This window comes from Pseudomonas auratipiscis (assembly GCF_036324085.1).
Taxonomy (GTDB): domain Bacteria; phylum Pseudomonadota; class Gammaproteobacteria; order Pseudomonadales; family Pseudomonadaceae; genus Aquipseudomonas; species Aquipseudomonas auratipiscis.
In genome coordinates this window covers 84,176-97,585 of the sequence record NZ_JAZDCU010000004.1, presented here as the reverse complement: position 1 = coordinate 97,585, position 13,410 = coordinate 84,176, and the positions used below count along the sequence as shown (strand labels likewise).

The following is a 13,410-nucleotide window of genomic DNA, read 5'->3' as shown; positions in this document are numbered from 1 at the left end:
CTAGCGGACTGCGCTGACGCCATCAAGGGTTGAGAACGATGTGTCCTTCGCCGTGAGCAGGAAGTCGCGCATGTAGGGCGCGTCGAGCATGTCGGTGCGCACTGCTGCATACAGCGTGGCGAACAAGCCCTTGTCGCCCAGGCGCTTGCCTTTCACATAGCCGCGCGAACTGTACTCGTGCAGGGCCCAGTGCGGCATGCCGCAGACACCGCGACCGCTGGCCACCAGTTGCATCATCATCACCGTCAGCTCAGCCGTGCGCACTTGCGCAGGCTCCACATCGGCGGGTTCCAGGAAGCGGGTGAAGATGTCCAGGCGGTCACGCTCTACCGGATAGGTGATCAAGGTCTCACAGGCCAGGTCTTGCGCAACAATGTAGGGCTTGCCGGCCAAGGGGTGCTGATTGGCGACAGCGAGCATGGCTTCGTAGGTGAACAACGGGACATAAGTGAGTCCTGGCAGCTCCACGGGGTCGGACGTCACTACCAGGTCCAGATCACCGCGGGCCAGTGCCGGCAGTGGGGCAAAGGCAAAGCCTGAGGCAAGGTCCAACTCGACTTCGGGCCAGGCGTCGCGGAACTGGTCGATAGTTGGCATCAGCCACTGAAAACAGCTGTGGCATTCAATGGCCATGTGCAGGCGCCCGGCTGTGCCTCCGGCCAGCCGCGCGATGTCACGTTCAGCACCACGCAACAGCGGCAGGGTGGCGTCAGCCAGTTGCAGCAGGCGCAGCCCGGCGCTGGTGAAGCGAATCGGTTTGGTCTTGCGCATGAACAGTTGCATGCCCAAGCGCTCTTCCAGTTCCTTGAACTGATGGGACAACGCGGACTGGGTCAAATGCAGGCGCTCGGCAGCTTCGACCAGACTGTCGGCCTCGCGCAGGGCGTGCATGGTTTTGAGGTGGCGAATTTCCAGCACCAGCGGCTCCATGAATAAATTTTGTGACTGAATTAGGCTGCATGAGTTTGTCTCATGATGGTGCATGTGTCGAGCTTTCGATCATCGGGTGGGCATTGGACCGTTCAGCGCCTGTCATTAAACGGTCACGGTTCTGTGGCAGCGCGCCCGCATGAAAGTCATCAGACTCTCGCTCTACTGGGGATTTGCATTCTGGTGTTTCTTTCATGCGGGCATTTTTATTATTTCTGGCGCTGGTAGGCGCTTTACCAGCGTTTGCGACGTCCCGTTGCGACGTCGATGTGGCCACCCAGTACGCGCAATTGCCGACACTGAGCCTGGCCTATCAAAGCATTGGTCGGGAATCGGATCCGGTATTGCTATTGGTAATGGGACTGGGCGGCCAGTTGATCCACTGGCCCGATGAAGTGGTGGTTGCGTTGTGCGAGCAGGGCTTTCGGGTCATTCGCTATGACAACCGTGATGTTGGCCTGACGCAGTGGCGCCAGGCTCCGTCCAGCGCCAATCTGACCTATCAGTTGCTGCGTTACAAGCTGGGGCTTTCCGTTGCAGCGCCGTACTCGCTCACCGATATGGCTGAAGACGGTTTGGGCCTGATGGACTCGCTGCACGTGGAGCGTTTCCACGTAATTGGCGTGAGCATGGGCGGGATGATTGCTCAGCACCTGGCAGCGCTGTCACCGCAACGGGTCGAAAGCCTGACCTTGATCATGTCCAGCTCTGGCGCCCTGGGCTTGCCTTTACCGAGCCCAGCCTTGGTGCAACTGCTGGCAAGGCGCGAGGCGCCCACGCGTGAGGTGGCCATCGAGCAGCAAGCGGATTTGCTCGCAGCCTTGGGTAGTCCACAGGTTGAGGATGATCGCCAGGCGCTGTTGCAGCAGGCGGCGCAATCCTATGACCGTGCCTTCAATCCTGAAGGCGGCAAGCGTCAGATCATGGCGATTCTTGCCGAGCCCAGTCGGGTCGAGCTACTGGATGATTTACGCCTGCCGACGCTGGTGGTGCACGGCACCGCAGACCCGCTGTTGCCGGTCATGCATGGAGTGCATCTGGCGGCGCATATTCGCGGCAGCCAATTGCGCCTGATTCCCGGGCTTGCCCATCGTTTTCAGGAGCCGTTCAAGGCGCCTTTGTTGGGCGCGATATTGCCCTACCTGAAAACACAGCGGCTGACGGATGCGCACCTGGCGGTGTTTTGAACATCGGCAGGTTCAGTGCAACCTTACCCAGACACCGACCAGCACCGTCGCAGCCACAAGCCAGGCCACCGCCGCGAGCGCCAACGACAGCTCCAGGCGCATGCGATCCACTAGCACATACAGCGCTGCCAGGTAGACGAAGTAAGGAATGATCGACCACATGCCGAAGAGGATGGTGGTTTTCAGGTCTTCCAGCGAGCGGCCCTTGCCGACAATGTAGTGGGCGATCAGGGCAAAGGTCGGGAACAACGGAACCAGCCCGGCAATGTAGTAATTACGGGTTTTCGCCAAGGCGGCAAGAATCACCACCACTGCGGCGCCCAGGCAAGCTTTGAGTATCAAGTCCACGTTTTATCTCGTTAATGGGCCAGTCAACCCAAACCGTACTTTTTGACTTTATCGAACAGGGTGGTCTTGGCCATGCCCAGTTCCTGGCTGGCCTGACTAAGGTTGCCGCCAGTGCGTTGCAAGGCGTCACTGAGCAGGTTGCGTTCAAAAGCCTCGACCGCTTCGGCGAACCCCAAGCCCTGGTTGCTGCTGGCGCCGGCTTTCTTGAAGGCTGGCAAACCCAGGGCGTAACGTTCGGCAACGTTGCGCAGCTCCCGCACGTTGCCCGGCCAGTCGTGGGCCATCAGGCGCGACAAGGTCTGGCTGTCCAACTGCGGGATTTCTCGATCGAAGCGCAATGACGACAACTGCAGAAAGTGTTCGAATAATTGCAGGATATCTTCCCGACGCTCGCGCAGCGGTGGCAATTCCAGGGTTACGACGTTGAGGCGATAGTACAGGTCGCTACGAAACTGTCCGCTTTGGCCCAAGGCATCGAGATCGGATTTAGTGGCAGCAATGACCCGGCAATCGACAGGAATGCTCTGGTTCGAGCCCAGACGCTCCAAGGTACGCTCCTGCAATACCCGCAGCAGTTTGATCTGCAAGTTGATCGGCATGCTTTCGACTTCGTCGAGAAACAACGTGCCGCCATTGGCGTGCTCGATCTTGCCGATACGGCGTTTGCCTGCTCCGGTGAAGGCGTTGGCCTCATGGCCAAATATCTCGCTTTCGAACAGGTTTTCCGGTAACCCCCCACAGTTCAGGGCAACGAACGGTTGACCCTGGCGGCGGCTGAAGTCGTGCAGGCAGCGGGCGACCAGCTCCTTGCCGGTACCGGTCTCACCTTCGATCAGGACGTTGGCAGAGGTGTCGGCGACGTTGGCGATCAAATCACGCAGGTTCTGCATGGCGGGGGAGCGACCGATGATCCGGCCTTCCAGGGTACTTTGCTCAGCCAACTGCCGACGCAAGGCGAAAACTTCGCGCGACAACCCACGCTGTTCCAAGGCGCGGCGGACCACTTCGACCAGGCGCTCCGGCGCGAAGGGCTTTTCCATGAAATCGTAGGCGCCATTGCGCATCGCTCCGACAGCCATGTCGATGTCGCCGTGTCCGGTGATCAGTACCACGGGCAGGCTGGCGTCCCGGGCCTTGAGGCGATTCAGCAGTTCCAGGCCATCGATGCCGGGCAGGCGGATGTCGCTGACCACGATGCCGGCGAAATCATCACCGATGCGTTGCAAGGCTTCTTCGGCACTGCCGACGCCTTCACAGGCGATATCTTCCAGCGCCAGCGCCTGCTGGCAGCCGAGCAGCACATGCGGGTCGTCTTCGACGATCAGGACGGTAAGAGGCGCTTGATTCATAGGGGCTCGACAGATTCTGTAGGGGCATTGACCAATGGCAGCGCAAGCACGAACGCCGTGCCGCCATTGGCAGGGTGCTCGACACTCAGGCTACCTTTGGCAGCGGCGGCGAGGCTGGCGGACAGGGTCAGACCCAGGCCCAGACCATGCTCTCCCGGCTTGGTGGTGAAAAATGGTTCGAACAGGTGCTTGCGGGTTTCGTCGTCGATGCCATGACCGTTGTCGCGTACCCGCAGGCGATACTTGTCGCCCTGCAACTCGCCTTCGAGCCACAGCTCTGGTTTGGGCTGGGCGGCCATGGCGTCCAGTGCGTTGCCAATCAGGTTGACCAGAATCTGCTCCAGGCGAGTCTGATCTATGGCCAACTTGTAGTCGTCGAACTGGCTGTGCAGCTTCAGGTGGCAGCCGGCAATGCGGTTGCCGAGCACTTGCAGGCTGGCGTCCACTGCCTTGCCCAGCGAAGCCTGACCGCTGTCTTCACCACGTCGGGCAAACGAGCGCAGACTGGCGGTAATGCGTCCCATGCGGTCGATCAGATCGTTCATGGTGAGCAAATTGGTACTGGCGGTTTCCAGGGCGCCACGCTCCAGAAAGCGCACAGTATTACCTGACAGTGTACGCAGCGCTGCCAATGGCTGGTTCAACTCATGGGCTATGCTGGTGGACATCTGGCCAATGGCCGCGAGTTTTCCGGCCTGGACCAATTCATCCTGGGCATGACGCAAGGTTTGTTCGGCCTGGCGCCGCTCACGGATCTGCCCCTTGAGACGGTCGTTGCTGGCGCGCAGGTCAGCAGTGCGCTCAGTGATCTTGCGCTCCAGCTGGCTGTTGGCTTCCTCCAGCGCCTCCCGTGCGGCAAGGCGTGTGGCGATAACCTTGCGCCGTTCGTTCCAGGCAATCAAGACAATGGTCAACAAGGCAAAGGCCACTGCTACGAGTACACCCTGAATGATCGATTCGCGGCGCAGGTCCTGCAGCGGAGTAAGCAAGGTGAAATGCCAGGGGGTGTCGTTCAACCGACGGGTCTGGGCCAGGAAAGCTACTTCGCGATGGCCATCGTCGAGCTCGGCGTTGGCCGGAAAGCTGAGTTTTTCGATGCCGTCAGCCAAGGTTTCGCGCGACAAAGGCTGCAGTTCATTGAGTGGCCACCAGTAATACTGCAGGCTGCGGGCCAGGCGTTCCTTGATTTCCGGGGTCAGCGGGCGCACGGACTTGAGGCGCCGGGCCGGATCGCTGGAAAGAATAATGATGCCGTTTTCGTCACTGACGAAGGCTTCCAGGCGCGCCCGTTGCCAACGCTCTTCCATGTTTTCAAGGCGAACCTTGATCACTGCGACGCCAATGATCTTGCCGTGTTCTTCCAGCCCGTGGGCGAGATAGTAGCCTGGTTCACCGGTGGTACTGCCAATCCCGTAGAAGCGTCCAGGCTGGCCGCGTACGGCTTGCTGGAAATAGGCACGGAAGGACAGATCCTCACCGAGGAAACTGTCGACATCGCGCCAGTTGCTGGTGGCCTGGACCCGGCCGGTGGTATCGAGCACAAAGATCGCCCGACTGCGACTACGCCGATTGAGACCTTCGAGGTATTCGTTGACTGTCTGGCGATAATCGCCATCGGGCTCGGTCAGCAAGCTGGAAACGCTGTTTTCCAGCTCCAGCAGGCTCGGCAGATAGGTGTATTTGCTGATTTCGCTTTCGACGCCGCGTGCGTGCAGCTCAAGCTGGCGCTCGCCGGATTCGCTCAAGCTACGAATGCCGTTGTGCTCGCTGATCAGGAAGCCAGCCATGCCCAGGCCGATCATCAGCAGGATGATCAAGGGCGGAATCAGCAGTTGTCGGATCAGGCGGGGTTTCACGGCAAGGTCAGGCTTGGCTGGGCGAAAGAGCGTAGGGTCGCATTTCATCACAGTGGCCTTAGTACGACCAGCACCCTGTGTCCGTCTTGCGTCGGCACAGGGTGCGGGCCATCACCTCAGTGTTGCAGGATTTTGCTGAGGAAGTGTTGGGTACGCTCGTGGCGTGCTGTCGGGTCGCCAAAGAAGGCTTCCTTCTGGCAGTCCTCGATAATCTTGCCCTGGTCCATGAAAATCACCCGATTGGCAACCTTGCGGGCAAAGCCCATCTCGTGGGTTACGCACATCATGGTCATGCCTTCGTGAGCCAGCTCGACCATTACGTCGAGCACTTCATTGACCATTTCCGGGTCCAGTGCCGACGTTGGTTCGTCGAACAGCATGACGATCGGGTCCATCGACAGAGCCCGGGCAATGGCTACCCGTTGCTGTTGGCCGCCGGAGAGTTGCCCAGGGTGCTTTTTAGCGTGGGCACTCAGGCCTACGCGGTCGAGCAGGGCCAGGCCCTTCTTGGTTGCTTCCGCTTCGCTGCGACCCAGTACCTTACGCTGGGCAATGGTCAGGTTTTCGGTGATGGTCAGGTGCGGGAACAGCTCGAAGTGCTGGAACACCATACCAACGCGCGAGCGCAGTTTGGGCAGGTTGGTCTTGGGGTCGGCAATCGAGGTGCCGTCGACGACGATGTCACCCTTCTGAAAAGGCTCCAGAGCGTTGACGCATTTGATCAGGGTTGACTTGCCCGAGCCCGAAGGACCGCAGACTACAACCACTTCGCCTTTCTTGACCTCGGTATTGCAGTCGGTCAGAACCTGGAAGTCGCCGTACCATTTGTTGACGTTCTTGATGGAGATCATACGGTTATCCTTTTCTGCAGACGCTTGACCAGGAAGGAAGCGGAGAAGCTGATGACAAAGTAGACAACGCCGGCGAATACCAGAAACTCGTTGGAGCGTCCGATGATGTCGCCGTTGGCACGTGCCGCGTTGAGGAAGTCGACCAAACCGACGGTGTAGACCAGCGAGGTGTCCTGGAACAGGATGATGCTCTGCTGCAGCAGCAGCGGCGTCATCTTGCGAAACGCCTGGGGCAGAATGATCAGGCGCATGGTCTGGCCGTAGGTCATGCCCAAGGCCTGGGCTGCGCCCATTTGACCTTTGGAGATCGACTGCACGCCCGCCCGGACGATTTCGCAGAAGTACGCTGCCTCGAACATCATGAATGCCACGACGCAGGAGGTGAATGCGCCAATTGGCGTGTCTTCACCGGTGATCCAGCGCAGTACAAAAGGCACTGCCAGGTAGAACCAGGTGATCACCAACAGCAATGGGATGGAGCGGAAGTAGTTGACGTAAGCACCGGCAACATTGGCCAGCAGCTTGCTCGAAGACAGCCGCATCAAGGCCAGAACGGTGCCCAGCGCGATACCACCGATCACGCCCATGACCATCAGTTGCAGGGTCATGACCATGCCGTTCCACAGCCCTGGCAGGGCCGGAATGATTCCACTGAAGTCCATTATTTGCCCCCCACGGAAATCAAGCCGGGTACCGAGACCTTCTTCTCGATCATGCGCATCAGCAGCATCAGGCTCATGTTCAGGGTGAAGTAGATCAGTGTCGCCAGGGTGAAGGCTTCAAACAGGTTGGCCGAGAACTCGGCGGTCTGTTTGGTTTGCGCCAACAACTCCATCAGGCCGATCAGCGAGGCCACCGAGGAGTTCTTGAAGACGTTCAGAAATTCTGAGGTGAGCGGCGGAATGATGATCCGGTAGGCTTGCGGCAGCAGTACGTTCCAGTAAATCTGCGGCAGCCTGAAACCCATGGCGCGGGCGGCGGCTTCCTGGCCGCGTGGCAGCGCCTGGATACCGGTGCGCACTTGTTCGCAAACACGCGCCGCGGTGAACAGGCCCAGGCAGATCACTACGCTGATGAGCGCCGAAGTGGTCGGATTAAGGTCTTGCTTGAACCATTCCTGCAGACCTTCCGGCAGCAGGTCTGGCACCAGAAAGTACCAGATGAACAGCTGCACCAGCAGCGGTACGTTACGAAACAGTTCCACGTAGCACGTGGCGATACCCGACACCAGACGGTTCGGCACAGTACGCATGACACCGAGCACAGAGCCCAGCGACAGCGCGATAATCCAGGCGGCGACGGCAATGGCGATGGTCCAGCCCAGACCGGTGATGTACCAGTCCAGATAGGTCTCGCTGCCCACGCCAGTGGACTTGAAGAATACGCCCCAGTCCCAGTTGTAATTCATCGGGATCTCCCCTCAGATCGGTTGTTTCACGGGCACCTTCGAGCATCCGAGGGTGCAAGGCACCCTCGGATGAAAGGTTAGACACTAACTAGCTGGGGATCAGGACTTCTTTTCGTCTGCAGCTTTGTCGGTAGGATTGGCGATCAGTGCCTTGAGCTCGTCGCTCATCGGGAACTGCAGGTTCAGGCCCTTTGGTGGGACTGGCTGATTGAACCATTTGTCGTAGATCTTGTTGATCTCGCCCGACTTGTAGAGGGCCACGATGGCTTTGTCGACGGCTTCCTTGAACGGTGCGTCGTCTTTGCGAACCATACAGCCGTAGATTTCATAGGACTGTGGGGTGCCGACGATTGCCCAGCCCTTTGGATTCTTGGCCTTGGCCATTTCGCCTGCGAGCAGCGCGTCATCCATCATGAAGGCAACGGCGCGGCCAGACTCGAGCATCTGGAAGGACTCGCCATGGTCCTTGGCCGAGATGACGTTCATTTTCATCTGCTTGTCGGCGTTCATCGACTTGAGGATGCGCTCGGAAGTGGTGCCCGCGGTCGTTACCACGTTTTTGCCAGCCAGGTCAGGGAAGTCCTTGTACTTGGCGTTTTCCGGCTTGCCGTCTTCGGCCTTGGTCAGCAGACGAGTACCGACTTCGAAGATACCGACCGAGAACGCCACTTGCTGCTGGCGTTCGACGTTGTTGGTGGTCGAACCACACTCGACGTCAACGGTACCGTTCTGAACCAGTGGAATACGGGTTTGGGAGGTGACGAGGTTGTACTTGACCTTCAAGTCCGGCTTGTTCAGGTCCTTTTTCAGGGCCTCGACGATAGCCAGCTGAATGTCATGGGAGTAACCGACGGGTTTACCCGATGCGTCGGCGATGTAAGAGAACGGGATAGAAGCGTCGCGGTGCCCCAGAGTAATGGTGCCCGAGTCGTTGATTTTTTTCAGGGTGCCGGTCAGCTCGGCGGCTGCAACTGGCGTGCTGATCAAAGCAGCTGTGATAGCTGCGCCCAACAGGTGGGGAACGATACGCATCAAAATTTCCTCGACGTTGTTTTTTTTATGGAGCCGTTGGCGGGCTCTTTCGTTCAGCGAACACTGCAATGAAGCGTTGCGCATTCGGGTACTGAGTGTAGAGCATGAGTCGTGCCAAGCCGTGATTTCGATCACAAGGGCCTGTAAAAGCGAGGGATTAATCTTTTATGACGAGCGTGGGGCGGGCTGCCTTGTCCGGATGTCCGAATGCTTTGAGTGGCAATGTTCGGAAAGCCGAATGAGGCGCGGGGCCAGCCCGCTCCCCCCGGAACTCAGGGGAAGTGGGCTTGCCCCGCGATGCTTTGCTGACTTCAGGCCGCTTGAGCGCGTGCTCGATTCAATTCCAGGCGTTGCAAGTAATCGCGCAGTGCCTGTTGCTCCCCTGCGCTGGTGAACAAGCCCAGTTTGCTCCGACGCCACAAGATATCGTCAGCGCTGACTGCCCATTCTTCACTGCACAGGTAATCCACTTCGCGAGTGAACAGGCCGCCGCCGATGGCTTCACCCAGGTCCACGGGGCCGTCAACCCCTTCGAGCAGGCGCCAGACCCGCGTGCCGTAGGTGAGCGCCCAGCGCTTGGCGATTTCCGCTGGCAGCCAGCCGCAACGGGCGAGGATGGCGTCGCTGAGGGCTTGCGGGGTGGTCATGTCTTCGCCTCCCGGCAGCGTGGCGCTGGCGGTCCAGCTTCCACGCATCTGGGTGAAGAAAGGCGCGAGTTGGCCCATGGCCGATTCAGCCAGCTTGCGGTAGGTGGTCAGCTTGCCGCCAAACACTGAAAGCAGAGGTGCTTCACCGGTGCTGGAGGACAGCGCCAGGGTGTAGTCACGGGTCACAGCTGATGGGTTGTCGGATTCGTCGTTGCACAACGGACGTACGCCCGCGTAGGTGTGGAGGATGTCTGCACGGCTGAGTTGATGATTGAAATGCTCGTTGACCACCTTGAGCAGGTAGTCCGTCTCGCCTTCGGTAATCGTGACCTCGGCCGGATCACCGGTGTATTCGCGATCGGTTGTGCCAATCAGGGTGAAGCGCTCCAAATACGGGATGGCGAACACGATGCGCTGGTCTTCGTTCTGCAGAATGTAGGCGTGCTCACCTTCGTACAGTCTCGGTACGATCAGGTGGCTGCCTTGAATCAGGCGAATGCCATAAGGCGCGTCGAGCTTGAGGTCGTCCTGAATGAACTTTGCAACCCATGGACCGGCGGCATTGACCAGCGCGCGGGCGCGAATCGATTTCTGGCTGCCATCGGCGTGTTCCAGCACCACGTTCCATACGCCATCAACGCGTTGAGCGCTGATGCAACGGGTGCGCGTGCGGATATCGGCACCGTTTTCACGGGCTGCCATGGCGTTGAGCACGACCAGTCGCGCGTCATCGACCGCGCAGTCGGCGTACTCGAAGCCGCGGGTGATTGCCGGCTTGAGCGGGTTGCCGGGGCCGAAGCGCAGACTGCGGGAAGCACCGAGCTGTTTGCGTTTACCCAGGTTGTCGTAAAGGAACAAGCCAGCACGAATCATCCATGCGGGTCGCAAGTGCGGGCGATGCGGGAGCACAAAGCGCATCGGCTTGACGATATGCGGGGCTTTGGCCAGCAGTACCTCACGCTCGGCCAGCGCTTCACGCACCAAGCGAAACTCGTAGTGTTCCAGGTAACGCAAGCCGCCGTGAATCAGCTTGCTGCTGGCCGACGAGGTATGGCTTGCCAGGTCGTCTTTCTCGCAGAGAAAAACCGACAGCCCGCGCCCGGCCGCGTCGGCGGCAATGCCGACGCCGTTGATGCCGCCGCCAATTACGGCGAGGTCATAGATGTCGGCAAGGGGGGGCGATGACAAGCTGGATTGCGGCACGGGCGGCTTCCTCAAGATCTCTAGTATCGATTCTGAACATCAATGTTCATTTTCGAAAATAGTAGCGCAACGAAATGCTGCATGCCAGTCGCTTTCAATAGAAAATACTGATCAGATTACAGATAAATGAAGATTTACGAACATATGCGCTGCCACCCAAGCGGTGGCAGCTGCGCTTTCAGACCACTTCCAGACGGATCTTGTGCTGGTTGAGCAGTTGGGTGAGGGCTGGAACAGGGGCGTGATCGGTGACCAGGCAATCGATCAGGCTGATCGATCCCAAACGCACCATGGCGTTGCGGCCGAACTTGCTCGAGTCGGCCGCGAGGATGACCTGGCGGGCGTTGGCAATGATCGCTTGGGAAACCCGTACTTCCTGATAATCGAAATCCAGCAGGCTGCCGTCCTCGTCGATCCCACTGATACCTACCAGAGCGAAGTCGACCTTGAACTGATTGATGAAGTCGACACTGGCCTGGCCAACCACGCCGCCGTCACGGCGGACATTGCCACCTGCCAGAAGCACCTCGAAGTCATCCTTGGCACTGAGGATGGAGGCGACGTGCAGGTTGTTGGTGATGATTTTCAGATGGTTGTGATTGAGCAGGGCGCGGGCGATCGACTCGGTCGTCGTGCCGATATTGATGAACAGTGAGGCGTGGTCAGGAATCTGGGCCGCGATAGCTTCGGCAATTCGCTGCTTTTCGTCGCGCATCTGGTCTGCGCGCATGGCGTAGGCGGTGTTCTCGATGCTTGAGTCGTAAGCGGCGCCCCCGTGGTAACGGCGCAGCAGATTCACTTCGGCGAGTTGGTTGATATCACGGCGGATGGTTTGCGGGGTAACGACAAACAACTGCGCCATTTCCTCGATACTGACATAGCCGCGCTCGCGGACCAGTTCGAGGATTTGTTGTTGGCGTGGAGGGAGGTTCATGGGCGGTCCTTTGCGGCTGCCGGGCAAATTGCGCCATGAAAGCAGCTCAAGCTACAAGCTGCAAGCCACAAGATGATCAGCTTGCCCTTGCAGCTTGCAGCTTGCAGCTTGTAGCTCCAGCTTGCAGCTAGCGGCTATTCCTCATGCGGTTCCCAGTCACGGGTACGATCTACAGCTTTGAGCCAACCGGCATACAGGTTTTCTTTCTGCGCTTCATCCAGCTGTGGGCTGAACTCGCGCTCGATGATCGCTTTGCCGCGTAGCTCATCCAGGCTGCTCCAGAATCCGCAGGCCAGACCGGCCAGGTAGGCAGCGCCCAGGGCTGTGGTTTCACGCATTTGCGGACGTTCGACGCAGGTGCCGAGAATGTCGGCCTGGAACTGCATGAGGAAGTTGTTGGCCACTGCACCGCCGTCCACACGCAGTTCGCTCAGGCGCTCGCCGCAGTCTTGCTGCATGGCATCGAGAACGTCGCGGGTCTGGTAGGCGATCGATTCCAGCGCGGCACGGATGATGTGATCGACTTTCACGCCGCGGGTCAGGCCGAACAATGCGCCACGGGCGTAAGGGTCCCAGTAGGGCGCGCCCAGGCCAGTGAAGGCGGGCACCAGATAGACGCCGTTGCTGTCTTTGACCTTGCTGGCAAAGTATTCGGTGTCATGGGCGTCATTGACGATCTTCAGCTCGTCACGCAACCACTGCACAGTGGAACCGCCGTTGAACACAGCGCCTTCAAGTGCGTAGGCCACTTCGCCACGTGGACCGCAAGCGATGGTAGTCAGCAGGCCGTGGGAGGATTTTACCGCCTTGTCGCCTGTGTTCATCAGCAGGAAGCAGCCGGTGCCATAGGTATTCTTGGCCTGGCCGGGTTCCACGCACATTTGTCCAAACAACGCCGCTTGCTGATCGCCCGCAATACCGGCAATCGCAATGCCGCTCTTGGTGCGGCCATAAACTTCCGACGAGCTGCAAACTTGCGGAAGCATCTGCCGAGGGATGTTCAGCACTTCGAGCATCTTCTCATCCCATTGCAGGGTATGGATGTTGAAGAGCATGGTGCGCGAGGCATTGGTGTAGTCAGTGACATGCACTTTGCCGCCGGAGAATTTCCAGATCAGCCAGCTGTCGACCGTGCCGAACAACAGCTCGCCACGCTCGGCGCGCTCGCGGGCGCCTTCGACGTTATCGAGTATCCACTTGAGCTTGGTGCCGGAGAAGTACGGGTCGGTGACCAGACCAGTGGTTTCCCGGATGTATTCCTGCAGCCCGTCACGCTTGAGCTGTTCGCAGATCTCGGTACTGCGACGGCATTGCCAGACAATGGCGTTGTACACCGGCCGACCGGTTTCCTTGTCCCACACCACGGTGGTTTCACGCTGGTTGGTGATGCCGATGGCGGCTACCTGGTCATGGCTCAGGCCAGCCTGGGCCAGCGCTTCGACCATGGTCGCGCTCTGCGTGGCGAAAATTTCCATGGGGTCGTGCTCGACCCAGCCGGCTTGCGGGTAATGCTGTGCGAACTCACGCTGCGAGGTGCCTACCACGTTGGCATCGCGGTCGAAAATGATGGCCCGGGAACTCGTCGTGCCCTGGTCCAGGGCAATGATGTAGTTCTTGTTGTGGGTGTCTGTCATGTCGGTGGCCTTGCACTCAATAGGGTGGTTA

The 13,410-nt window shown here is 59.1% G+C and carries 12 protein-coding genes; 1 reads left to right on the top strand and 11 read right to left on the bottom strand.

Annotation, left to right across the window (positions count from 1 at the left end):
- Entirely contained in the window at positions 1-918 is a 918-nt protein-coding gene (metR, locus tag V0R60_RS07095; protein ID WP_136474854.1) for a transcriptional regulator MetR, read from the bottom strand.
- A gap of 206 nt (positions 919-1,124) precedes the next feature.
- Here metR and V0R60_RS07090 point away from each other — a divergent pair, with 206 nt between their 5' ends.
- Positions 1,125-2,117 (top strand): alpha/beta fold hydrolase, encoded by a 993-nt coding sequence (locus V0R60_RS07090; protein ID WP_136474855.1) that lies wholly within the window; start codon positions 1,125-1,127, stop codon positions 2,115-2,117.
- 12 nt (positions 2,118-2,129) lie between these two features.
- Here the strand turns inward: V0R60_RS07090 and V0R60_RS07085 are convergent, their stop codons facing one another.
- From V0R60_RS07085 to glpK, 10 genes are all read right to left on the bottom strand, one after another.
- Positions 2,130-2,456, bottom strand: coding sequence for a GlpM family protein (locus V0R60_RS07085; RefSeq protein ID WP_168198509.1), 327 nt, complete (start codon positions 2,454-2,456; stop codon positions 2,130-2,132).
- Positions 2,457-2,488: 32 nt separating this feature from the next.
- The gene (aauR, locus tag V0R60_RS07080) at positions 2,489-3,814 is read right to left on the bottom strand and encodes a two-component response regulator AauR (protein ID WP_330080165.1); all 1,326 of its coding nucleotides are present in this window, start codon (positions 3,812-3,814) and stop codon (positions 2,489-2,491) included.
- Positions 3,811-5,718 carry a two-component sensor histidine kinase AauS gene (aauS, locus tag V0R60_RS07075; protein WP_330080164.1) on the bottom strand — a complete coding sequence of 636 codons (1,908 nt, stop codon included), beginning with the start codon at positions 5,716-5,718 and terminating at the stop codon, positions 3,811-3,813. The genes aauR and aauS overlap by 4 nt, the downstream gene beginning before the upstream one ends.
- A gap of 68 nt (positions 5,719-5,786) precedes the next feature.
- Complete coding sequence (locus V0R60_RS07070; RefSeq protein ID WP_136474859.1) at positions 5,787-6,521, bottom strand: amino acid ABC transporter ATP-binding protein; 735 nt, start codon at positions 6,519-6,521, stop codon at positions 5,787-5,789.
- Positions 6,518-7,186 carry an amino acid ABC transporter permease gene (locus tag V0R60_RS07065; protein WP_330080195.1) on the bottom strand — a complete coding sequence of 223 codons (669 nt, stop codon included), beginning with the start codon at positions 7,184-7,186 and terminating at the stop codon, positions 6,518-6,520. Before V0R60_RS07065 ends, V0R60_RS07070 begins: the two co-directional genes overlap by 4 nt.
- Positions 7,183-7,929: an amino acid ABC transporter permease gene (locus V0R60_RS07060; RefSeq protein WP_136474861.1), complete on the bottom strand. Its 747-nt coding sequence runs from the start codon at positions 7,927-7,929 to the stop codon at positions 7,183-7,185. Before V0R60_RS07060 ends, V0R60_RS07065 begins: the two co-directional genes overlap by 4 nt.
- A 99-nt stretch (positions 7,930-8,028) precedes the next feature.
- Positions 8,029-8,961, bottom strand: coding sequence for a glutamate/aspartate ABC transporter substrate-binding protein (locus V0R60_RS07055; RefSeq protein ID WP_136474862.1), 933 nt, complete (start codon positions 8,959-8,961; stop codon positions 8,029-8,031).
- A 311-nt stretch (positions 8,962-9,272) separates the two neighbouring features.
- Positions 9,273-10,811, bottom strand: a complete 1,539-nt coding sequence (glpD, locus tag V0R60_RS07050; protein ID WP_136474863.1) for a glycerol-3-phosphate dehydrogenase — start codon at positions 10,809-10,811, stop codon at positions 9,273-9,275.
- A gap of 178 nt (positions 10,812-10,989) precedes the next feature.
- Positions 10,990-11,745, bottom strand: a complete 756-nt coding sequence (locus tag V0R60_RS07045; protein WP_136474864.1) for a DeoR/GlpR family transcriptional regulator — start codon at positions 11,743-11,745, stop codon at positions 10,990-10,992.
- A 134-nt stretch (positions 11,746-11,879) separates the two neighbouring features.
- A complete protein-coding gene (gene glpK, locus V0R60_RS07040; RefSeq protein ID WP_136474865.1) occupies positions 11,880-13,379 on the bottom strand; it encodes a glycerol kinase GlpK in 1,500 nt (499 codons plus the stop codon).
- Positions 13,380-13,410: the final 31 nt, after the last annotated feature.

What these genes read in the sequence shown, in the direction of transcription:
- V0R60_RS07090 (WP_136474855.1), top strand. Translation starts at nt 1,125, where the DNA reads ATGCGGGCATTTTTATTATTTCTGGCGCTGGTAGGCGCTTTACCAGCG.
- aauR (WP_330080165.1), bottom strand. Translation starts at nt 3,814, where the DNA reads ATGAATCAAGCGCCTCTTACCGTCCTGATCGTCGAAGACGACCCGCAT.
- aauS (WP_330080164.1), bottom strand. Translation starts at nt 5,718, where the DNA reads ATGAAATGCGACCCTACGCTCTTTCGCCCAGCCAAGCCTGACCTTGCC.
- V0R60_RS07070 (WP_136474859.1), bottom strand. Translation starts at nt 6,521, where the DNA reads ATGATCTCCATCAAGAACGTCAACAAATGGTACGGCGACTTCCAGGTT.
- V0R60_RS07060 (WP_136474861.1), bottom strand. Translation starts at nt 7,929, where the DNA reads ATGAATTACAACTGGGACTGGGGCGTATTCTTCAAGTCCACTGGCGTG.
- V0R60_RS07055 (WP_136474862.1), bottom strand. Translation starts at nt 8,961, where the DNA reads ATGCGTATCGTTCCCCACCTGTTGGGCGCAGCTATCACAGCTGCTTTG.
- V0R60_RS07045 (WP_136474864.1), bottom strand. Translation starts at nt 11,745, where the DNA reads ATGAACCTCCCTCCACGCCAACAACAAATCCTCGAACTGGTCCGCGAG.
- glpK (WP_136474865.1), bottom strand. Translation starts at nt 13,379, where the DNA reads ATGACAGACACCCACAACAAGAACTACATCATTGCCCTGGACCAGGGC.